Raw genomic sequence first — 21,816 nt, 5'->3', positions numbered from 1 at the left:
GGCGATTTACGGCCTTGTAGTAGTAACGGAATTAACAAACCACTGCTGGATGTTGCTCATCGCAGAATGCGAGGTATCCAGAATCGGCTGCGGATAGAAGCCAAGCAGTACCAGAAGCACGACCAGCAACAGGATGATAAACAGCTCACGCAGCGACATCCCTGGCAGTTCAACACTGGCAATCTGGCTCTTCGCCTTACCAAAGTAAGCGCGATGCAGCATCGCCAGCGAGTAAACAGAAGCAAACACCAGACCAAATGTCGAGATCACGGTAATAACCGGAACCACCTGGTAGCTGCCGAACAGAATCATAAATTCGCCAACGAAGTTACCTGTACCCGGCATACCCAGCGTACACACTGCAAAGAACATTGACAGCGCAGGCAACCATTTCATTTTGCCCCACAGGCCGCCCATCATACGCATATCACGCGTGTGCAGACGTTCGTACAGCTGACCACACAGGATGAACAGACCGGCTGCGGACAGGCCGTGCGCGATCATCTGAATCACCGCACCCTGGTATGCCAGTTGGCTGCCGGTGTAGATAGCAATCAGTACGAAGCCCATGTGGGATACGGAGGTGTAAGCAATCAGACGTTTGATGTCGTACTGATTAAAGGCCATCCACGCGCCGTAGAAGATGCCGATGACGCCAAGCCACATTGCGATAGGTGCAAACTCCGCTGACGCATTCGGGAACAGCGGCAGGGAGAAGCGCAGCAGACCGTAGGCTGCGGTTTTCAGCAAGATACCAGCCAGGTCAACGGAACCTGCGGTCGGTGCCTGGGAGTGAGCATCCGGCAACCAGCCGTGCAGCGGAACCACCGGCATTTTCACCGCGAAAGCGATGAAGAAGCCCAGCATCAGCAGGTATTCCACGCCGTGGGACATCGGAGTATTCAGCAATTCTTCATAGTTGAAAGTCCACACGCCGGTCGCTTTGTAGTGCACAAACACCAGCGCCAGGATGGCAATCAACATCACCAGACCACTCGCCTGGGTATAAATGAAGAACTTGGTTGCTGCCGTGATACGCGTTTTACCGTCAGAGGCTTTATGCCCCCATAGCGCGATCAGGAAGTACATCGGCACCAGCATCATTTCCCAGAAGAAGAAGAACAGGAACATGTCGATGGCAAGGAACACGCCGATTACGCCGCCTAAGATCCACATCAGGTTCAGGTGGAAAAAGCCCTGGTATTTTTCGATTTCATTCCAGGAGCAAAGTACCGCCAGAACACCGAGCAGGCCGGTCAGCACCACCATCAGCAGCGACAGACCGTCGATAGCAAGATGAATCGAGATGCCAAAGCGTGGGATCCACGGCAGGACAAACTCAGACTGCCACTGCGGAATGCCAGTGGATTGCGTCAGTGAATAGCCGCCCTGCAACCAAAGTTGCAGGCCAAGCGCCAGCGTCAGTCCCATGGTAATCAGCGCGATCCAACGCGGCACCTTCACGCCAAAGCGTTCGGTCTGCCAGCACAGGAAGCCACCGATAAAGGGAATCAATATTAGCCAGGGTAGTAACATGGCGATTTTTATTCCTTTTTAAGGCCCCTAATAGAGGCCTGATTTTCAACGAATTTGGATAAAATTCACTTTACGATCAACGCAGTACCATCAACAGAGCCAGCACAACGACGGCGCCGATGCTCATTGATGCTACATACCAACGCAGATAGCCGTTCTCGCTTAACAACAGGCCTTTACCTGCAAAGCGGGAAAGGATCGCCGGAATGTTCATCATTGCGTTCAGCGGATCGCGTTTCAGCAGCCATGCAACGCCCAGGAACGGCTTGACGAACACTTTGTCGTACAGCCAGTCGAAGCCCCAGGCGTTATACCACCAGGTACCCAGCAGACGGCCTGGCGCACTGTTGGCAATCGACGTCACCAGAGTACGTTTACCCAGCCACAGCCATGCAGCGATCAGAATGCCTGCAATCGCGACGATACCGGAGGTAATTTCCAGGGTCATCACGCGACCATGCTCAAGCTCGGTCGTCGCAGGCAGTACCCCCTGCAGCGGTGGCACAATCAGTGCGCCAACGAAGGTGGACAGGATCATCAGCACAATCAGCGGCAGATGATGTGTAATCCCCTTCCCTGCGTGAGCGTGAATTTGCTCTTTACCGTGGAACACGATGAAAATCATACGGAAGGTGTACAGAGAGGTCATGAACGCACCGACCAGACCTGCAACCATCAGATTAATATGACCGTTCGCCATCGCACCGGCCAGAATCTCATCCTTACTGAAGAAGCCTGCGGTAATCAGCGGCAGAGCCGACAGCGCCGCGCCACCGATCAGGAAGCAGAGATACACCAGCGGAATAGACTTACGCAGACCGCCCATCTTGAAGATGTTCTGTTCGTGGTGACAGGCCAGGATAACCGAGCCAGATGCCAGGAACAGCAGCGCTTTAAAGAAGGCGTGCGTCATCAGGTGGAAAATCGCCGCGTCCCACGCCTGAACCCCGAGAGCCAGGAACATATAACCAATCTGGCTCATGGTGGAGTACGCGAGAACGCGTTTAATGTCGGTCTGTACCAGCGCGGCGAAACCAGCCAGTACCAGAGTGATAGCCCCGATAATCCCCACCAGATGCAGGATTTCCGGCGTCATCAGGAACAAGCCGTGAGTACGTGCAATCAGGTAGACACCGGCGGTAACCATCGTCGCGGCGTGGATCAGCGCGGAGACAGGCGTCGGACCTGCCATCGCGTCAGCAAGCCATGTCTGCAACGGCAGCTGCGCGGATTTACCCACCGCACCGCCCAGCAGCATCAGGGTTGCCCACATCAGCATGTTGTTACCATCTGCAAAGTGAGCAGGTGCCAGTTCCACCATTTCGCGGAAGTTCAGCGTGCCCAGCTCGTTGTAGAGGATAAACAATGCGAAGGCGAGGAACACGTCACCCACACGGGTCACGACGAAGGCTTTCATTGCCGCAGCGCCATTCTTCGGATCGGTGTAATAGAAACCGATCAGCAGATAGGAGCACAGGCCCACGCCTTCCCAGCCGAGGTACATCAGCAGCAGGTTATCCGCCAGTACCAGAACCACCATGCTGGCGATAAACAGGTTGGTGTAGGCGAAGAAACGGGAGTATCCCTCTTCACCGCGCATATACCAGGAGGCGAACATGTGGATCAGGAAACCCACACCGGTCACCACACTGAGCATGGTCAGCGACAGGCCGTCCAGCACCAGATTAAAACCGATATTGAAGTCACCGACAGACATCCACGTCCACAGCGGCTGGCTGTAGGCCTGTTGACCATTAGCAAAGAAGTCAACGCCAACAAACGCGGTCACCAGCGCCGCCAGGCCAATCGACCCGACGCCCACGGTCGCGGACAGATTTTCTGACCAACGACCGCGAGAGAACGCCAGTAATACAAAGCCAATAAATGGCAGAATAATGGTTAAGGCAAGCATGTTCATCCACGCATCTCACTTACTGAATCGATGTTCAGGTTCTGGCGACGGCGATGAAGTTGCAGCAACAGCGCAAGTCCAATGCTCGCTTCCGCAGCCGCAAGGCTGATGGCGAGAATATACATCACCTGACCATCGGTCTGGCCCCAGTAGCTTCCGGCGACCACGAAGGCCAGCGCGGAGGCGTTAATCATGATTTCCAGCCCGATCAGCATAAACAGCAGATTGCGGCGGATAACCAGACCGGTTAAGCCCAGTACGAATAAGACAGCCGCGAGGATCAGTCCATGTTGTAAGGGGATCATGCGTGCTCCTCCGTTTTTCTTTTCGCGCGGTCATCGGTGCGATTGCTCAGCACTTCACCAGAACGCTCTTCGCGCCCTACGTGGAAGGCCACAACCAGACCTGCCAGCAGCAGCATCGAAGCCAGCTCGACCGCCAGTACATACGGTCCGAACAGGGAAATACCGACAGCTTTCGCGCTAATTGGCGTCCCGTCGATGCCCTGATCGTTAACACCCAGAATGGCATAAACAATAACCGCCAGCATGATGGCCGACAGAATCGCCGGTCCAATCCACACCTGCGGTTTCAGCCACTGGCGTTCCTGTTCAATTTCAGAACCACCGAGGTTGAGCATCATGACCACGAACACGAACAACACCATGATGGCGCCCGCGTAGACGATTATTTCCAGCGCCCCCGCGAAGTAAGCACCTAACGAGAAGAACACCCCGGAAATCGCCAGCAGCGAAATAATCAGGTACAGCAGTGCGTGTACCGGATTGGTGTGGGTGATCACCCGCAAGGTTGCGAGAATGGCTATCAGGCCACAGATATAAAAAGCGAACTCCATTGCCCCTCTCCTTACGGTAACAGGCTCTTGACGTCGATAGGCTTGGCTTCGTTCTCTGCTTCGCCCTTATCTTTGCCGTCGATTGCCATACCTGCCATCCGGTAGAAGTTATATTCCGGGTATTTACCCGGACCGGAGATCAGCAGATCCTCTTTCTCGTAAACCAGGTCCTGGCGCTTGTACTCACCCAGCTCGAAATCTGGAGTCAGCTGAATAGCCGTTGTCGGACAGGCTTCTTCGCACAGGCCGCAGAAAATGCAGCGTGAGAAGTTAATGCGGAAAAACTCCGGATACCAGCGGCCGTCTTTGGTCTCTGCTTTTTGCAAAGAGATACAGCCTACCGGACACGCTACCGCACACAGGTTACAGGCAACGCAGCGCTCTTCGCCGTCTGGGTCACGGGTCAGAACGATACGACCACGAAAACGGGGCGGTAGATAGACCTGCTCTTCCGGGTACATCTGCGTTTCGCGTTTCGCGAACGCATGCAGGCCGATCATCCAGATACTGCGTACCTGGGTGCCGAAACCTACTAACAATTCTTTTAAGGTCATGGTCTTTGTGTCCCTTATTGCGCCTGCCAGAGAATGACAGCCGCCGTTACCAGCAAGTTGACGAGCGTCAGCGGCAGACAGACTTTCCAGCCGAAGGACATTACCTGGTCATAACGAGGACGCGGTAACGACGCACGAATCAAAATGAACATCATCATGAAGAACGCGGTTTTCAGCGCGAACCAGACGAATGGCGGTAAGAACGGACCATGCCAGCCACCGAAGAACAGGGTAACCATCAGTGCAGAAATGGTGACGATGCCGATGTACTCACCCACGAAGAACAGACCGAATTTCATACCGGAGTATTCAATGTGGTAACCGTCGGCCAGTTCCTGCTCGGCTTCTGGCTGGTCAAACGGGTGACGGTGACACACCGCCACGCCCGCGATGGCAAAGGTGACAAAACCAAAGAACTGCGGAATAACGTTCCAGATATCAGCCTGGTTGTTGACGATGTCGGTCATGTTAAATGAACCGGCCTGCGCCACCACGCCCATCAGGGAAAGTCCGAGGAATACTTCGTAGCTCAGCGTCTGCGCAGACGCACGCATCGCACCGAGCAGCGAGTATTTGTTGTTACTGGACCAGCCTGCGAACAGCACCGCGTATACCGCGAGGCCTGCCATCATCAGGAAGAACAGGATCCCGATGTTCAGATCTGCAACCACCCAGTTCGGGCTCACAGGCACGATGGCGAAAGCCAGCAGCAGCGAGGTAAAGGCGATCATCGGTGCCAGGGTAAAGATGACGCGATCCGAGAATTTCGGGATCCAGTCTTCTTTAAAGAACATCTTGATCATGTCCGCAACCAGCTGGAGCGAACCGCCCCAGCCAACACGGTTCGGTCCGTAACGGTTCTGGAACAGACCGAGCAGACGACGTTCGCCAAAGCTCATGAATGCCCCGCAGGTGACCACCACCAGCAGAATCACGACCGCTTTGAGAACGCTCAGCAGGATCTCAATCAGATCGGGTGTAATCCAACTCATTGTTGTGCCTCCTGCAGATCCTCAAGACGTGCACCAGCCAGAACCGGCGCGATGCCAGGCATACCCATTGGCAAACCAACCTGCCCTGCCGTTAATCCTTCAGCGATTTCAACCGGCAGCGTAACCGTGTTGCCATCGTAGCTAAAAGATACGCGCGTACCGGCATTAACACCCAACTTCGCGGCATCAGCCGGGTTGAGTTTGATGTACGGCTGCGGCATACGGGTCTGGAAGACAGGCGCACGCTGGGACATTTCGTCACTACCAAACAGATGATAGTAAGGCGCGACACGCCACTGACCATCCTGAGCCTGGAAGCTCGCCGGAACGGTTGTGAAGTAATCCAGACCATCTGCAGAAGCTTCGATCAGACGCACGCCCGGATCGCCATGACGCAGTTTACCGCCCACTTCATCCTGGAACTTGTTCCACGCCTGTGGGGAGTTCCAGCCCGGAGCCCAGGCAAACGGAATTTGCGAACGCGGCGCAGACGGTTGGTTGTTCCCTTCCATAGAGAAAGCGAACATGGTGTCTTTGTCCTGCGGCTGGCGTGGTTCGTGAACGCTGATGTTGGCGCGCATTGCGGTACGACCACTGTAGCGGTGCGGTTCACGTGCCAGTTTCTGTCCACGGATACGGAAGCTTGCATCCGGCGCGGCATCTTTAATACCCGCCAACTGCGGTAACTTCTCAACGACCGCGTCGATAACATGGTCGAGCTGCGTCCAGTCCACTTCACGACTCTGCACGGTACTGTGCAGCGAGTGCAGCCAGCGCCAGCTTTCCAGCATTACGGTGTTGCTGTCGTAGTAGGATGGGTCATAGACCTGGAAGAAACGCTGGGCGCGCCCTTCGTTGTTAATTACCGTACCATCGCTTTCGGCGAAGCTAGCGGCGGAAAGCACCAGATGGGCGTTTTCCATAATAGCCGTGCGCTGATGGTCAACGACCAGTACCAGCGGCGCTTTCGCCAGCGCGGCGTTCACACGCATTGCTGAAGCATGGCGATGCAGGTCATTTTCCAACACCACAACGGCGTCAGCACGACCTGTTTCCAGTTCGGTCAGCGCGTCGTCGAGGGAACCACCGCCAATCATACCCAGCCCCATACTGTTGACAGAGCGAGCAATCATGGTGATCCCGACGTCTGCGCCACGGCCTTTCAGCGCCTTCGCCACGTTGGCAGCAGCCTGAATCACGTCGGCGCTACCGGCGTTGGTACCGGAAATAATCAGTGGTTTCTTCGCCCCGGCAAGAGCCTGAACGATGACGTCAATTTTGTTTTGCAGGTCACGGTCGATACCGTCAACCGCCGGTGCGTTGTTATCCAGCGCGTGGGCGATAGCGAAACCTAAACGCGCCTGATCTTCAACCGGCGCACGGTAGGTCCATGCCGCGATATCATCCAGACGGGTGTTATCGACGTTGGTAACGAACAGCGGATGCTTGGCGCGCTGGCCGATGTTGAGGATTGCCGCAATCTGCCAGTCGGCCACTTTCTGCGCCGCCGCCATTTCACGCGCTTTACCTTTCACCGCCTGACGCACTGCCAGCGCAACGCGCGCGCCGGTTTGGGTGACATCTTCGCCCAGGACCAGAACCGCATCGTATGACTCGATTTCGCGCAGTGCCGGGGTATGAATACCGCCGTCACGCAACACGCTCAGAGCCAGTTGCAGACGTTCCTGCTCGCCCTGGGCAATACCGGTATAGAAGTTATCCGCACCGACCAGTTCACGCAGCGCGAAGTTACTTTCAACGCTGGCACGCGGGGAGCCGATACCAATCACTTTCTTCGACTGACGCAGAATATCTGCCGCGCCCTGCATCGCCTGTTCGGCGTTCAGCGTGATCAGGTCATCGCCACGACGCTGTACCGGCTGACGCGGACGGTCTTTCAGGTTCACGTAACCATAGCCAAAACGACCACGGTCGCAGAGGAAGTAGTGGTTAACGGTACCGTTGTAGCGGTTTTCGATACGACGCAGTTCACCGTAGCGCTCGCCCGGGCTGATGTTACAACCGATAGAACACTGCTGGCAGATGCTCGGCGCAAACTGCATGTCCCATTTACGGTTATAACGCTCGGAGTGCGTTTTATCGGTGAAGACGCCGGTCGGGCAAATTTCCACCAGGTTACCGGAGAATTCGCTTTCGAGCGTACCGTCTTCCGGACGACCAAAGTAGACGTTGTCATGCGCACCATAGACGCCCAGATCCGCGCCATCGGCGTAATCTTTGTAGTAACGTACGCAGCGATAGCAGGCGATGCAGCGGTTCATTTCGTGAGAGATGAACGGCCCCAGGTCCTGGTTGCGGTGAGTACGCTTCGTGAAGCGGTAGCGACGGAAGCTATGACCGGTCATGACGGTCATATCCTGAAGGTGGCAGTTACCGCCCTCTTCACAGACCGGACAGTCGTGCGGGTGGTTAGTCATCAACCACTCCACTACGCTTTCACGAAACTGCTTCGCTTCTTCGTCATCAATTGAAATAAAGGTGCCTTCGGTGGCCGGTGTCATACAAGACATCACCAGGCGACCACGCGTGTCTTCCGCGTTTTGATATTGCTTCACCGCACACTGGCGGCAAGCACCGACGCTTCCCAGCGCCGGGTGCCAGCAAAAGTACGGAATATCAAGGCCGAGAGACAGACAAGCTTCCAGCAGGTTGTCCGCTCCGTTGACCTCATATTCTTTGCCGTCTACATGAATCGTAGCCATAGTCAGCATGCTTCCAGTTGGCTCGGTCTAAAACCGAGCGTTAATCGAATTTCTGATCGCGATTCAGGGTTACCCTGCTATTACCAGCGCTCTTTCAGCAGGTTCGGCTGAATACCACCAATCTGATGGGTATTACTGAAGGACTGCTTGATGCCAGCTTCGAATTCTTCGCGGAAATATTTAATGGCGCTCTGCAGCGGCTCCACCGCACCCGGTGCGTGTGCACAGAAGGTTTTACCCGGGCCGAGGAAACGACACAGTTGCTCAAGCGTCTCGATATCTCCAGGCTGGCCTTCGCCACGCTCCAGCGCGCGCAGAATTTTCACACTCCACGGCAGACCGTCACGGCACGGCGTACACCAGCCGCAGGACTCGCGGGCAAAGAACTCTTCGAGGTTACGCACCAGAGGAACCATGCCAATCTCGTGATCGACAGCCATTGCCAGCGCGGTGCCCAAACGGCTACCGGCTTTACCAATGCTTTCGAATTCCATCGGCAGATCGAGGTGCGCTTCAGTCAGGAAGTCAGTACCCGCGCCGCCCGGCTGCCAGGCTTTGAATTTCAGGCCATCGCGCATGCCGCCCGCGTAATCTTCGAGGATCTCGCGCGCGGTAGTACCGAAAGGCAGTTCCCACAGGCCAGGGTTCTTCACGCGACCGGAGAAGCCCATCAGCTTGGTGCCCGCGTCTTTGCTCTGCGAAATGTTCTGGTACCACTCCACGCCGTTCGCGAGGATAGCCGGTACGTTACACAGGGTTTCGACGTTGTTAACGCAGGTCGGCTTACCCCAAGCGCCAGAGCTTGCCGGGAACGGCGGCTTAGAGCGTGGGTTAGCACGACGACCTTCAAGGGAGTTAATCAGCGCCGTCTCTTCACCGCAGATATAGCGCCCTGCCCCGGTGTGGACAAACAGTTCGAAGTCGAAACCGGTGCCCATGATGTTTTTGCCAAGCAAGCCGGCTTCGGTTGCTTCGGCAATAGCGCGACGCAGATGCACAGCCGCTTCGATATATTCACCACGCAGGAAGATGTAACCACGGTACGCTTTCAGCGCAAACGCGGAGATCAGCATGCCTTCCACCAGCAGGTGCGGCAGCTGTTCCATCAGCAGACGGTCTTTATAGGTACCCGGCTCCATTTCATCGGCGTTACACAGCAGGTAACGGATGTTCATGGATTCGTCTTTCGGCATCAGGCTCCACTTCAGACCGGTGGAAAAACCCGCACCGCCGCGCCCTTTCAGGCCAGCGTCTTTTACCTGATTAACGATTTCGTCCGGTGACAGCCCGGTCAGGGCCTTACGTGCACCTTCGTAGCCGTTCTTGCTACGGTATTCGTCCAGCCAGACCGGCTGTTTGTCATCACGCAGACGCCAGGTCAGCGGATGCGTTTCGGGAGTACGGATAATGTCTTTCATTTATACCGCTCCAGCAGTTCGGGAATGCCTTCCGGGGTCAGGTGAGCATGAGTATCCTCATCGATCATCATGTTCGGCCCTTTATCGCAGTTCCCCAGGCAACAGGTCGGGAGCAGCGTAAAACGACCGTCAAAGGTCGTCTGCCCCGGCTTGATGTTGAGTTTTTTCTCAAGCGCAGCCTGGATCCCCTGATAGCCGTTGATATGGCACACCACGCTGTCGCAGTAGCGGATCACGGGCGACCTACCGGCTGGCGGAAGATCTGGCTATAGAACGTGGCAACACCTTCTACGTCGCTTGCCGGGATCCCCAGCACATCAGCGATCGCATAGATCGCCCCATCCGGCACCCAGCCACGCTGTTTCTGAACAATTTTCAGCGCTTCAATGGACGCCGCACGCGGGTCTTCGTAGTGGTGCTTCTCGTGCTCAATCGCTTCACGCTCAGCCGCACTCAGCTCAAAAGCCTCGGTTTGTGGTTGTTGATTCTCGTGCATAATTAGCGGTCCACATCTGACATAACAAAATCGATACTACCCAGGTGGACGATAAGGTCGGACACCAGGCTGCCACGTACCGCTACCGGGATCTGCTGCAGGTGCGCATAGCTCGGGGTACGGATACGGGTACGGTAACTCATGGTGCTGCCATCGCTGGTCAGGTAGTAACTGTTAATACCCTTGGTCGCTTCCACCATCTGGAAGGACTCGTTTGCCGGCATAACCGGTCCCCACGAAACTTGCAGGAAGTGGGTGATCAGGGTTTCGATATGTTGCAACGTGCGCTCTTTCGGCGGCGGCGTAGTCAGCGGGTGATCCGCTTTGAACGGGCCTTCCGGCATGTTGTTGAGGCACTGCTCAAGGATGCGCAGACTCTGGCGCAGCTCTTCAACTTTCAGCATCACGCGGGTATAGCAGTCGGACACGCCGCCGCCAACCGGGACTTCAAAGTCAAAGTTTTCGTAGCCAGAGTATGGACGCGCTTTACGCACGTCAAAATCAATACCGGTCGCACGCAGCGCAGCACCGGTACAACCCCAGTCCAGCGCTTCTTTCTTACCGTAAGCGGCAACGCCTTGCGAACGGCCTTTCAGGATGGTGTTACGCAGTGCGGCTTTCTCGTAGGAATCCAGACGTTTTGGCATCCAGTCGAGGAAGTCACGCAGCAGTTTGTCCCAACCGCGCGGCAGATCGTGTGCCACACCGCCGATACGGAACCAGGCCGGGTGCATACGGAAACCGGTGATCGCTTCCACTACGTCATAGATTTTCTGACGGTCGGTAAAGGCGAAGAAGACCGGCGTCATCGCGCCGACGTCCTGGATGAACGTGGAGATGTACAGCAGGTGGCTGTTGATACGGAACAGTTCAGACAACATAACGCGAATCACGTTGACGCGATCCGGCGTGGTGATGCCAGCCAGTTTCTCAACGGCCAGTACGTAAGGCATTTCGTTAACACAGCCGCCGAGGTACTCGATACGGTCGGTGTACGGAATGTAGCTGTGCCAGGACTGACGTTCACCCATCTTTTCAGCGCCACGGTGGTGGTAGCCGATGTCAGGCACGCAGTCGACGATTTCTTCGCCATCAAGCTGCAGCACAATACGGAACGCACCGTGAGAAGACGGGTGGTTAGGACCGAGGTTGAGGAACATGAAGTCCTCGTTTTCGGAACTACGCTTCATGCCCCATTCTTCTGGTTTGAAGGTCAGTGATTCCATTTCCAGATCCTGTTTGGCTTTGGTCAGCTCAAACGGATCGAATTCGGTCGCACGCGCCGGGTAGTCTTTACGCAGCGGATGACCTTCCCAGGTATGCGGCATCAGCAGACGCGTCAGGTGCGGGTGACCTTCGATGTCGATGCCAAACATTTCCCAGGTTTCACGCTCATACCAGTTGGCGTTCGGGAACAGTTTGGTGAACGTCGGTACGCGCAGGTCGTTTTCAGACAATGCCACCTTGAGCATGATATCGCGATTGCGTTCAATGGAGATCAGGTGATAGAAAACGGAAAAATCCGCGGCAGGTAAGCCTTCGCGGTGCGTACGCAGACGTTCGTCCATGCCGTGTAAGTCAAACAGCATGACGTAAGGTTTCGGCAGTCTCTTTAAGAAATCGCCAACTTCCAGTAATTGTTCACGCTTGACCCAAACAACAGGTACCCCGGTGCGAGTCGCCTGAACGGTAAAGGCATCCGGCCCAAAACGGTTACGCAGTTCGCCAATGACCGGGTCATCAAGGTGATCCCGTGTTTGCCATACAGCGTCTTGCGCGGTTAAGTCGGTCATATTGTTCACCATTGCAAATGGTCCGTGGTGGTCGGCAGTGCTTCGCGCTATTTATGTAGTGATAAGCGAAGGAAGTGCTGCTGCCGACAGGCGCAAATTAAATCTCGTCTGGTGTACGAAGATTCGTTACAGCAATACGTTCGCCGCGTTTACGCTCGCGTTCTGACTGCATATTGGCGCGATAAACGCCCTGATCGCCAACCACCCAGGAGAGCGGACGGCGTTCTTTGCCAATGGAATCTTGCAGCAGCATCAGAGCCTGCATATACGCTTCCGGACGCGGCGGGCATCCCGGGATGTACACATCGACCGGAATAAATTTATCAACGCCCTGCACCACAGAATAGATGTCGTACATACCGCCGGAGTTGGCGCATGCGCCCATGGAAATAACCCATTTCGGTTCCAGCATCTGATCGTAGAGGCGCTGAATAACCGGCGCCATTTTGGTAAAGCAGGTTCCGGCTACGACCATCAGGTCAGCCTGACGCGGCGATGCACGCAGTACTTCCGCACCAAAACGGGCCACATCGTGCACGGCGGTAAACGAGGTCACCATCTCAACGTAGCAGCAGGAAAGGCCAAAGTTATAGGGCCAAATTGAGTTTTTACGGCCCCAGTTAACCATGTCATGCAGCTTGCCCATGAACACGTTTTTGTTAACTTCTTGCTCCAGGGGGTCGGTTACGATCTCCTGTTTTTGCAGGGGGTAACGGTCGTTCTCACCGTTAGGATCTATGCGGGTGAGCGTATAATCCATCTTAATGCCTCGCGGTTAGCGTTGACGATTAGCGATACTGTTCGTTTCCGGGTTCATACGCTCGCGGCGTGAACGCGCGGGCGTCCAGTCCAGCGCGCCAATACGCACCAGATAAACCAGACCTGCCAGTAACACAAAAATAAAAATTGCAGCTTCCACAAAGCCAATCCAGCCGCTTTCACGGATAGAAGTTGACCATGCGAACAGATACAGCGCTTCAACGTCGAAGATAACGAAGAACATGGCTACCAGATAAAACTTGGCAGACAGGCGCAAGCGGGCGGTGCCGACCGAGTCGATACCTGATTCAAACGGCACGTTTTTAGATCTCGCGCGCGCGCGACCACCTAAAAACCAGCCACCGACGAGCATCAGGCAGCACAGGCCAATGGCAACAATAAGAAAGATAGCGAATGCCCAGTGATGAGCGATGATTTCAGTGGATGTTGACATACTCATTGCTTACTCATCAAAAGTAGCGCCAAATTCTCTGCTCTTTTCGGCAGATGAACGCCACATCGATTCATGGGGAGGAATAAAAAAAACCTTACAATCACTGTGAAAAACCATTTTATACAGCTAATTGATGGGGTTTTTTACTCCTTTCTATAACCTTTTGTCAACTTTAACAAAAGTTTCCTCACATTATTTTACACCGCTCCAACTTCATTAACATAAAGTGCTATTTAGACCAATTTCGATCGCATCATCGGTCATTTTTAATGTTGTTGAATCGTGTCCGTAGTGAAGTAAAAAAGATAATACTCACCTATTTTGACAGGAATTCACCCAGATGCCTCCCCCTAAATGGGAGTATTTTCTTGATCTGTGACACGCTTTTGTTAATTCACCATAAAAAACAGCAACAATTTCTCTAGTTTTTTAACATGGAAACAATTAGTAACGCTGCTGCTTATTTTTCAGCCAGGTGTCAGGCCGTTTTTTTACCTTCTGATTTTGTTAAGTTTTAGTATAGCAAATGACATAAAGCGGCAATATTTACCTAAAAAAAGAGCCACTGGATGTTTTTTCATCACCAGTGGCTCTTTTTTACACTAACATTTTAAAACGATTTTTTGTGACGGATTACTCAAAGTCGCCTTCAACAATCAGCGAGTCATCTCCCCCTTCCGGGGTAAACTGATTGTATTGCCAAGGATTTTGATACGTTTGCATCGACTTAAAGATAACTTCTGCCAACTCATTTTGCGTGGACGGATCGCAGCACAACAAATACTCAGTATCAGGCAATGGCGGTAATCCGTCGGCGGCGCCCAGTACGCGTAAATCCGGACTCATCATTTCAACAGGCCGCGCAGTGACGCCGAGCCCTGCTTTTACCGCCGCGCGAACCGCAGGTAATGTTGAAGCAACATAAGCCAGACGCCACGGGATCTGAGCAGCATTTAATGTCGCCAGCACGATATCGCGAAACGGGCTCGGATCGTCCAGCAGAACCAACGGTACCGGCTCACCTTTTTGCAGAATATATTCGGCAGCACAGTACCAATGCGTTGGCGAGGTACGCAGATTCAGACATTCAAAATCGCCAGGACGGTTGGTAGTCACAACCAAGTCCACTTCTTGCGACTTCAGCATATCCACCATGTAGGCGTTACGCTTGACCCTCACATCCAGCGCAAGCTTCGGATAAACCGAACTTATTCGGTTGAGCAGGAAAGGCAGTATGGTATCGGCTGATTCATCAGAAGCACCGATAGTTAACACTCCCTGAAGATTATTAAACATTAATGATGAGCATGCCTCATCATTAAAGCGCAGTATTTTTCTGGCGTAACCCAACAGTTGTATACCATGTTCGGTCAGTAGTTTGTTGCGTCCATGGCGCGCGAACAACTCTTTCCCCACGAGTTGCTCAAGACGCTGCATTTGCTGACTCACCGCAGACTGAGTTCGACATACCGCAGCTGCCGCAGCCGCAAAGGTATTCAGGTCGGCAACAGCAACGAAGGTTCTCAGCAGATCGAGGTCGAGGTTAATTATCGGACGATTTGCATTTATCATAGTTTTTCACTTACTCGCGGGTCATACCGGGTTAATGCTGTGCATTTGGAATCAAACAACTCCATTTGTAATGTGCCTCCCTCGCAGTTTCGCTTAGTGTAACCAAGTGAAAATAAGGATGTATTTGGTTTAACAAACGAAACAATTCTCTTTCCTGGCTATTTTAATTCCCGTGATATTCATCGGAATATAGCAACGAGAAAGAGCCGAATTTTTAGCTGCTGGATGATTCTGACTTAGGGAAAACATGTAAATTTTGTAAATTTAAAAAAAAGTTAACGAACAATAATTTACACATTAAAAACTAACTTTTCAGTGTGTTAGGAACAACCAACAAACATTTGAATTATCTTAAAATTCAGACTACTTACCATTTCATGAGACTTATCTTAACCTAAAACCACTATATTTATAAGTGTTATCGTGAATAATTCCAGGCTACCAGGTGTTATGTCAGAGCAGCGGTTTTGCTATTATTGGCCCATTCAATTTAATGTCGTTTAAATATTAAATAATAATTAATTAAGAATTCTTCAATTCATTAATTCTGCTTAACAATGAATTCACACCGTATCACGTACGGATCAGGCCGATAACAGGTCCCGCAGTTAAAACCTCAGTATTTTCGAATTACTTCCCCCAGCTTAGACACCCGTGACATTTCGCTTTACAGGTTTAACTTTTTTTGACCAAACAATTCACCACAACCAAACCAATAAAACAAAATATACTACCAACAAATAACACCCGCATAGATTATTATCTCATAATTTTTACATTATTTAGTTGTTAACAGTTAATTATCACTTCATAGCTTTTCAAAATCTTCTACTAAAGACCCTTCAAAACTCACCGCCGTGGGAGTACATTGTGCTGGGCTGACTTCCATGGCAGGGAGTGGCATTCACAGCTAAAAAGGTCAACGTTCATGTCCCCCATTGAAAAATCCAGCAAATTAGAAAACGTCTGTTATGACATTCGCGGCCCGGTTCTGAAGGAAGCAAAGCGCCTGGAAGAAGAAGGCAATAAGGTTCTGAAACTGAACATCGGCAACCCGGCACCATTCGGGTTTGAAGCGCCAGATGAAATACTGGTGGATGTGATCCGCAATTTGCCAACAGCGCAAGGATATTGCGACTCCAAAGGCCTTTATTCCGCCCGTAAAGCGATTATGCAGCATTACCAGGCCCGTGGTATGCGCGATGTAACCGTGGAAGATATTTATATCGGCAACGGCGTTTCTGAATTAATTGTGCAGGCTATGCAGGCGTTGCTGAACAGTGGGGACGAAATGCTGGTTCCTGCTCCTGATTATCCGCTGTGGACGGCGGCGGTATCGCTCTCCGGCGGTAATGCCGTGCACTACCTGTGTGACGAATCATCAGACTGGTTCCCGGACCTGGATGATATCCGCGCCAAAATCACGCCGCGTACGCGTGGAATCGTCATCATCAACCCAAACAACCCAACCGGCGCTGTTTACTCTAAAGAGCTGCTGATGGAGATTGTTGCGATTGCTCGCCAGAACAACCTCATCATCTTTGCGGATGAGATTTACGACAAAATTCTCTACGACGATGCTGAACACCACTCCATCGCTGCAATGGCGCCGGATCTGCTGACCATCACCTTCAATGGCCTGTCAAAAACCTATCGCGTTGCCGGTTTCCGTCAGGGCTGGATGGTGCTGAACGGGCCGAAGAAACATGCTAAAGGATATATTGAAGGTCTTGAGATGCTGGCCTCTATGCGCCTGTGTGCCAACGTTCCGGCGCAACATGCCATTCAGACCGCGCTGGGCGGATACCAGAGCATCAGCGAATTTATCATGCCTGGTGGGCGTCTGTATGAACAACGCAACCGCGCCTGGGAACTGCTCAATGACATTCCTGGTGTCTCCTGCGTAAAACCGCGCGGCGCGCTGTATATGTTCCCGAAAATTGATGCTAAACGCTTCAACATTCATGACGACCAGAAGATGGTGCTCGACTTCCTGCTACAGGAAAAAGTACTGCTGGTTCAGGGAACAGCGTTCAACTGGCCGTGGCCGGATCATTTCCGCATCGTCACGCTGCCGCGTATTGACGATATTGAAATGTCGTTGAGTAAATTTGAGCGTTTCCTGTCAGGGTATCACCAGTTGTAATTAAACAAAGGCTGTCGGATGGATGACGAGTATTTGCATCTGACAGCCTTCTCTGCGCAAAATGACTCTTAGGTTGCCATCATATAAGGGTCGTTATGAAGCAGAGCCATTTTTTTGCCCACCTCTCCCGTCTGAAGCTCATTAATCGCTGGCCGCTGATGCGCAACGTGCGCACCGAAAACGTGTCTGAACACAGTCTGCAGGTTGCCATGGTTGCCCATGCGCTGGCCGCGATCAAAAACCGTAAATTTGGTGGTCAGGTTAATGCTGAGCGTATTGCTCTGTTGGCGATGTATCACGATGCGTCAGAAGTGCTGACCGGTGATCTCCCTACCCCGGTGAAATATTTCAACTCGCAGATTGCGCAGGAATATAAAGCGATAGAGAAAATTGCTCAGCAAAAGCTGGTCGATATGGTACCTGATGAACTGCGCGATATTTTTGCGCCGCTCATTGATGAACATGCCTTAAGTGAAGAAGAGAGATCGATTGTTAAACAGGCCGATGCCCTGTGCGCGTATCTGAAGTGTCTGGAGGAACTCTCTGCCGGTAACAACGAATTTCTGCTTGCCAAGACGCGTCTGGAAAAAACGCTGGAGTCGCGACGCAGCGAAGAGATGGACTACTTTATGGACGTGTTTGTCCCGAGTTTTCACCTCTCATTAGATGAAATCAGCCAGGATTCTCCGCTATAAACGCATGACCCGGTGGCGGCGAAGACATCCTCGTCGCCATCCGCCAACAACATCAAAACGGAAACAGCATCGGGATCATCACCACGCACACCGCCATCACAATGATGGTAAACGGTACGCCAATCTTCACGAAATCGCTAAAGCTGTAGTTGCCAGGTCCGAGCACCAGAGTGTTTACCGGCGAAGAGACCGGTGTCATAAAGGCTGCGGATGCCGCCATCGCAATCCCCATCGCAAAAGGATACGGTGAAACGCCCATCGACTTTGCAGCCGCCAGCGCGATTGGCGCCATCAGCACCGCCGTCGCGGTGTTGGAGATAAATAACCCGATAGTCGCACACAGCACGAACAGGCAGCCCAACATCATATACGGGCCATACCCGCCGCCGACATCCATCAGCCCTTTCACCACCAAGTCGACACCGCCGGTTTTTTGTAAAGCCAGCGCGAAGGGCATCATCCCGACAATCAAAATAATGCTTGGCCAGTGAATCGCTTTATAGGCACTTTCGGCATCAATACAGCGAAATTTCCCCATCAGTAGGCAGGCGATGATCGCAGCCACCGTATTGGGAATTTCATCAGTGAGCATCAGAGCAACCATCAGCACCAGACAGAAAATCGCATGCGGTGCCTGGCTGTGCGCCGGAGAAGCTTCACTGACTTCCTCCGGCATATTCAGCACGACAAAATCACGCCCTTTTTGTCCCAACAGTGTGATGAGCTTCCAGTTGCCCACCACTAATATGATATCGCCCATCAGCAATGGCTCATCCACCACCGCTCCAGCCAGAGCCGTGCCATCGCGCTTCAGCCCGACGACATTCAGCCCGTAGCGGGTACGAAAGGCGATTTCCCGTACCGTTTTGCCGATCAATTCCGATTCAGGGATCAGAGAGATCTCGGCCATCCCCACATCAAGCGCCTGCTCGGAGAAGTATTCGCCGCGCAGTACCATTGGTTCCAGAAACTGTTCACTGCAAAATTCACGCAGGTCGACATCGGCCGCGGACATATCAATCAGCAATACGTCACGGGCGCGAAACTCAGAAACCCCGTTAACGTCGACTATTACGCGACGAAAGCGACGCCAGCGTTCCACGCCAATCACGTTTGCCCCGTAGCGCTCACGCAACTTCAGATCATCCAGACGCTGGCCAATCATAGGAGAACCGGGACGAATCGCCAGCCGACGCGCCCGCCCGGTCAGGCGATATTCTTTAATCAGATCGCGAAAGGTCCGGCGTTTCCAGCCGTCTCCCGGCTGCCTGGAATCTTCTCCCTTGAGCATAAAGCGCATCAGCAGCATATAAATTATGCCGAGTACCAGAACCACCAGCCCCAGCGGGGTAACGCTAAAAAAGCTGAACCCGTTAAGTCCTTCACGTAACAGTTCACTGTTGACGACCAGGTTCGGCGGCGTCGCCACCAGCGTCATCATGCCGCTTATCAGGCCGGCAAAGCTCAGCGGCATCATCAGGCGTGAAGGGGAAATTTCCATGCGCATGGAAACGCTTAAGACCACCGGGATAAAGATGGCGACCACGCCGGTCGAACTCATAAACGCCCCGAGCCCGGCAACGGTAATCATCAGCAACACCAGCATTTTGACTTCACTGCTGCCAGCCACCTTCACCAGCCAGGCACCCATTACCGTCGCCACCCCGGTACGCACCAGGCCGTCGCCGATAATGAATAATGCCGCTATCAAAATAACGTTAGGATCGCTGAATCCGGAAAAGGCTTCTGTGATGCTCAATGTTCCGCTCAGAACAAAGGCAATGATGACCAGCAAAGCGACCGCGTCCATACGCACTCTGCCAGTAACAAACAAGACGACGGCAATCGCCAGCAATGAGAGAACCCATGTCAATTCACCGTTCACAACATATCCTTGTTAAATGAGAGGGATGGATCGATTCTGCCATAAAAAAGCCCCAACAATCTGGGGCTAAATCATGTTCAGGTATTTCTTACCACGACCACATTGCCGTTGGGCTGTTTGGTCACAGAAATATGTTCCAGACTGGTCAGCGAAAAATCGACCTCATCCAGACGCGGCGTGTCCACAGGCGCGTTGACCGCTATCACATGACACCCTGCAGCCAGTCCTGAAAGCACCCCAGCGGGCGCATCTTCCACCACCGCGCATTCCTGTGGCGCAAGACCCAGAAGCTGGGCGCCTAACAGATAGGCGTCTGGCTCGGGCTTGCCTCTTTTTACCCGCTCGGCGGTGACAAACACTTCAGGAGCAGGCAGCCCCGCGACACGATGACGCGCTCGTGCGACCGGCATGGACCCGGAGGTCACAATCGCCCATGGAATACCCGCTTTATTGAGGTGGTTGAGTAAATCAACCGCTCCCGGCAGCGCAGTGATCCCCGCGGTTTCCGTCGCTTCGATCTGCTCCAGGCGGGTGAATTCCGCGGCGATCTCAGCCTCAGATTTGCCCACCATAAAGTGTCGCAGGGAGGTAATGGCCTGCTTGCCATGAATAAAGCCGAGCACCTCGGCGTGATCGAGGCCAAAACGATCGGCCCAGTTGCACCACGCACGTTCTACTGCGGGTAAGGAATCGACCAGCGTTCCATCCAGATCAAACAGAAAACCTTTGCACTGCACGCTCGCCCCCTCAGGCATTAATGATTTGGTTAATTTCATTCGCACTCAGGTGATACTGGCGCGGGCAAGAGTGCCAGACATTCAGCATACGCTGATATTTTTCCCACATCGGGGTCTGGGCGTTGAAGCCATGTGTACCCGCATCAAAGTGGGTATAACGACCTTCCACATTAACCATAAAACGTACGTACCCGAGGTAACGGGCTTCCGTTGCGGCGTCAAAGCCAAGGAAGGTCACGCGGCGCTCATCAATAGCCTGCGCGTCCTTAAGATTAGTCCAGGACACATGTAATGCGTGATACATCTCCATAATATCGATAATCGTACGACAGGTTTCTTCCGTCAGCTCACCAAACTCACGATCCAGCTCGCGCATCTGCAAGCCGTAACCGCGTTCAATAATCGTCTGCAAACGACGATAACGCTCGGCGTTAGTGGGATCGAGCATAGTCATCATTTTGTACTGATTAGACAAAATCAGACGTTGAGCGTTGGTCATTTCCATTTGGGACTCCTGTATCACTACTACTGCGATGAAAAAAAAGAAGGCATCTTGTGCCTTCTTTTATATGCGTAATCAGGGGTCAATTACAAATCATCAAGGAAAGTTTTATCCAGTTGTTTGAAGGCGCGCTTAAGCGTGTCAGCCAGCGCCTGATAATCAGGCTTTCCTTCTACCGGAGTGAGCGCCTGCCCGGCTTCTTGCAATTTACCCCGAACTTCGTAGAACCAGTTGAGTATTGAAGGCGGCAGCGGCGTTACAGAACGTTTACCCAGCCACCACATGCCCTGCATCGGCAGGCTGAGCGCAAACAGCGCAGTCGCCACGGCCGGTCCCAACTGCCCCCCTAACGCAATTTGCCAGCATAAGGTGAAGACGGCGATAGGCGGCATAAAACGGATCGCGTAACGCGTCATGCGGATTACGCGGTTCTCTACAAACACAGGCGCGAGGCGCTTTTCCATTGGCCACGTCTTCGCATAGTGCTGCCCCCGGCGAAACAAGCTAAAAAAATTGACGGAACGATTATCCGGTGTCGACATGGCGGTTACCTCAACTTCACATATAAAAATTAAAAAATTTGTGCAAAACAACAACTACAAGGGACATCGTTCAAAACATTTTGTCTTTGATACCCACATTCAGGTATCCTGTGCCGGCCTGTAAGGCCTTTAGTCCAAAATCATTGAGTCGTCAAATTGACACATAGTATGCCATTGGCTGAAAAATACGCAAAATGACATAGACTCAAAGGTATTTATTCCATCGTGCCCAAAAAGACTATGG

Annotated in this window: 18 protein-coding genes and 1 pseudogene; 2 read left to right on the top strand and 17 right to left on the bottom strand. The window is 52.9% G+C overall.

Going from position 1 to position 21,816, the window contains the following annotated elements; all coding sequences use genetic code 11:
• Positions 1-6: 6 nt before the first annotated feature.
• The 13 genes and pseudogenes from nuoM to lrhA all read right to left on the bottom strand — a co-directional run bounded on the left by nuoM (position 7) and on the right by lrhA (position 15,065).
• Positions 7-1,536 carry an NADH-quinone oxidoreductase subunit M gene (gene nuoM / locus OGV38_RS05680; RefSeq protein WP_016153831.1) on the bottom strand — a complete coding sequence of 510 codons (1,530 nt, stop codon included), beginning with the start codon at positions 1,534-1,536 and terminating at the stop codon, positions 7-9.
• A gap of 76 nt (positions 1,537-1,612) precedes the next feature.
• Positions 1,613-3,454, bottom strand: coding sequence for an NADH-quinone oxidoreductase subunit L (nuoL, locus tag OGV38_RS05675; RefSeq protein ID WP_016153832.1), 1,842 nt, complete (start codon positions 3,452-3,454; stop codon positions 1,613-1,615).
• On the bottom strand, positions 3,451-3,753 hold the full coding sequence (gene nuoK, locus OGV38_RS05670; RefSeq protein WP_006683663.1) for an NADH-quinone oxidoreductase subunit NuoK: 303 nt from the start codon (positions 3,751-3,753) through the stop codon (positions 3,451-3,453). Before nuoK ends, nuoL begins: the two co-directional genes overlap by 4 nt.
• Positions 3,750-4,304, bottom strand: a complete 555-nt coding sequence (nuoJ, locus tag OGV38_RS05665) for an NADH-quinone oxidoreductase subunit J (RefSeq protein WP_016153833.1) — start codon at positions 4,302-4,304, stop codon at positions 3,750-3,752. The genes nuoK and nuoJ overlap by 4 nt, the downstream gene beginning before the upstream one ends.
• Before the next feature lie 11 nt (positions 4,305-4,315).
• On the bottom strand, positions 4,316-4,858 hold the full coding sequence (gene nuoI / locus OGV38_RS05660) for an NADH-quinone oxidoreductase subunit NuoI (RefSeq protein WP_286473031.1): 543 nt from the start codon (positions 4,856-4,858) through the stop codon (positions 4,316-4,318).
• 14 nt (positions 4,859-4,872) lie between these two features.
• Positions 4,873-5,850 (bottom strand): NADH-quinone oxidoreductase subunit NuoH, encoded by a 978-nt coding sequence (nuoH, locus tag OGV38_RS05655; RefSeq protein ID WP_016153834.1) that lies wholly within the window; start codon positions 5,848-5,850, stop codon positions 4,873-4,875.
• Positions 5,847-8,573, bottom strand: coding sequence for an NADH-quinone oxidoreductase subunit NuoG (gene nuoG, locus OGV38_RS05650; RefSeq protein ID WP_046275945.1), 2,727 nt, complete (start codon positions 8,571-8,573; stop codon positions 5,847-5,849). The genes nuoH and nuoG overlap by 4 nt, the downstream gene beginning before the upstream one ends.
• A gap of 80 nt (positions 8,574-8,653) precedes the next feature.
• Positions 8,654-9,991 carry an NADH-quinone oxidoreductase subunit NuoF gene (gene nuoF, locus OGV38_RS05645; RefSeq protein WP_016153836.1) on the bottom strand — a complete coding sequence of 446 codons (1,338 nt, stop codon included), beginning with the start codon at positions 9,989-9,991 and terminating at the stop codon, positions 8,654-8,656.
• Positions 9,988-10,487: pseudogene (gene nuoE, locus OGV38_RS05640) on the bottom strand (NADH-quinone oxidoreductase subunit NuoE). The gene nuoF and the pseudogene nuoE overlap by 4 nt, the downstream one beginning before the upstream one ends.
• 2 nt (positions 10,488-10,489) lie before the next feature.
• Positions 10,490-12,292, bottom strand: a complete 1,803-nt coding sequence (nuoC, locus tag OGV38_RS05635) for an NADH-quinone oxidoreductase subunit C/D (protein ID WP_016153837.1) — start codon at positions 12,290-12,292, stop codon at positions 10,490-10,492.
• 85 nt (positions 12,293-12,377) lie between these two features.
• Positions 12,378-13,040 carry an NADH-quinone oxidoreductase subunit NuoB gene (gene nuoB, locus OGV38_RS05630; RefSeq protein ID WP_003028075.1) on the bottom strand — a complete coding sequence of 221 codons (663 nt, stop codon included), beginning with the start codon at positions 13,038-13,040 and terminating at the stop codon, positions 12,378-12,380.
• A 15-nt stretch (positions 13,041-13,055) separates the two neighbouring features.
• On the bottom strand, positions 13,056-13,499 hold the full coding sequence (gene nuoA, locus OGV38_RS05625; protein WP_003028077.1) for an NADH-quinone oxidoreductase subunit NuoA: 444 nt from the start codon (positions 13,497-13,499) through the stop codon (positions 13,056-13,058).
• Positions 13,500-14,126: 627 nt separating this feature from the next.
• On the bottom strand, positions 14,127-15,065 hold the full coding sequence (gene lrhA / locus OGV38_RS05620) for a transcriptional regulator LrhA (protein WP_016153838.1): 939 nt from the start codon (positions 15,063-15,065) through the stop codon (positions 14,127-14,129).
• Positions 15,066-15,993: 928 nt separating this feature from the next.
• On the opposite strand from lrhA, the gene alaA reads away from it, so the two are divergent.
• Positions 15,994-17,211, top strand: a complete 1,218-nt coding sequence (gene alaA / locus OGV38_RS05615) for an alanine transaminase AlaA (RefSeq protein WP_286473030.1) — start codon at positions 15,994-15,996, stop codon at positions 17,209-17,211.
• Between the two features lie 95 nt (positions 17,212-17,306).
• On the top strand, positions 17,307-17,906 hold the full coding sequence (gene yfbR, locus OGV38_RS05610) for a 5'-deoxynucleotidase (RefSeq protein ID WP_003028083.1): 600 nt from the start codon (positions 17,307-17,309) through the stop codon (positions 17,904-17,906).
• Positions 17,907-17,958: 52 nt separating this feature from the next.
• On the opposite strand, the gene OGV38_RS05605 is transcribed toward yfbR, so the two are convergent.
• The 4 genes from OGV38_RS05605 to yfbV all read right to left on the bottom strand — a co-directional run bounded on the left by OGV38_RS05605 (position 17,959) and on the right by yfbV (position 21,572).
• Positions 17,959-19,791, bottom strand: coding sequence for an SLC13 family permease (locus tag OGV38_RS05605; RefSeq protein ID WP_137380921.1), 1,833 nt, complete (start codon positions 19,789-19,791; stop codon positions 17,959-17,961).
• A 77-nt stretch (positions 19,792-19,868) separates the two neighbouring features.
• On the bottom strand, positions 19,869-20,546 hold the full coding sequence (locus OGV38_RS05600; protein WP_085951065.1) for a sugar phosphatase: 678 nt from the start codon (positions 20,544-20,546) through the stop codon (positions 19,869-19,871).
• Complete coding sequence (locus tag OGV38_RS05595) at positions 20,539-21,033, bottom strand: YfbU family protein (RefSeq protein ID WP_016153841.1); 495 nt, start codon at positions 21,031-21,033, stop codon at positions 20,539-20,541. Before OGV38_RS05595 ends, OGV38_RS05600 begins: the two co-directional genes overlap by 8 nt.
• Positions 21,034-21,116: 83 nt before the next feature.
• Entirely contained in the window at positions 21,117-21,572 is a 456-nt protein-coding gene (yfbV, locus tag OGV38_RS05590) for a terminus macrodomain insulation protein YfbV (RefSeq protein ID WP_016153842.1), read from the bottom strand.
• Between the last annotated feature and the right edge of the window lie 244 nt (positions 21,573-21,816).

Origin of the sequence: Citrobacter sp. Cb080, from assembly GCF_030334745.1 — a bacterium.
Classification (GTDB): Bacteria; Pseudomonadota; Gammaproteobacteria; order Enterobacterales; family Enterobacteriaceae; genus Citrobacter; species Citrobacter braakii.
Note: the sequence above shows the minus strand (reverse complement) of the source record. Positions and strands in the feature narration are given on the sequence as shown.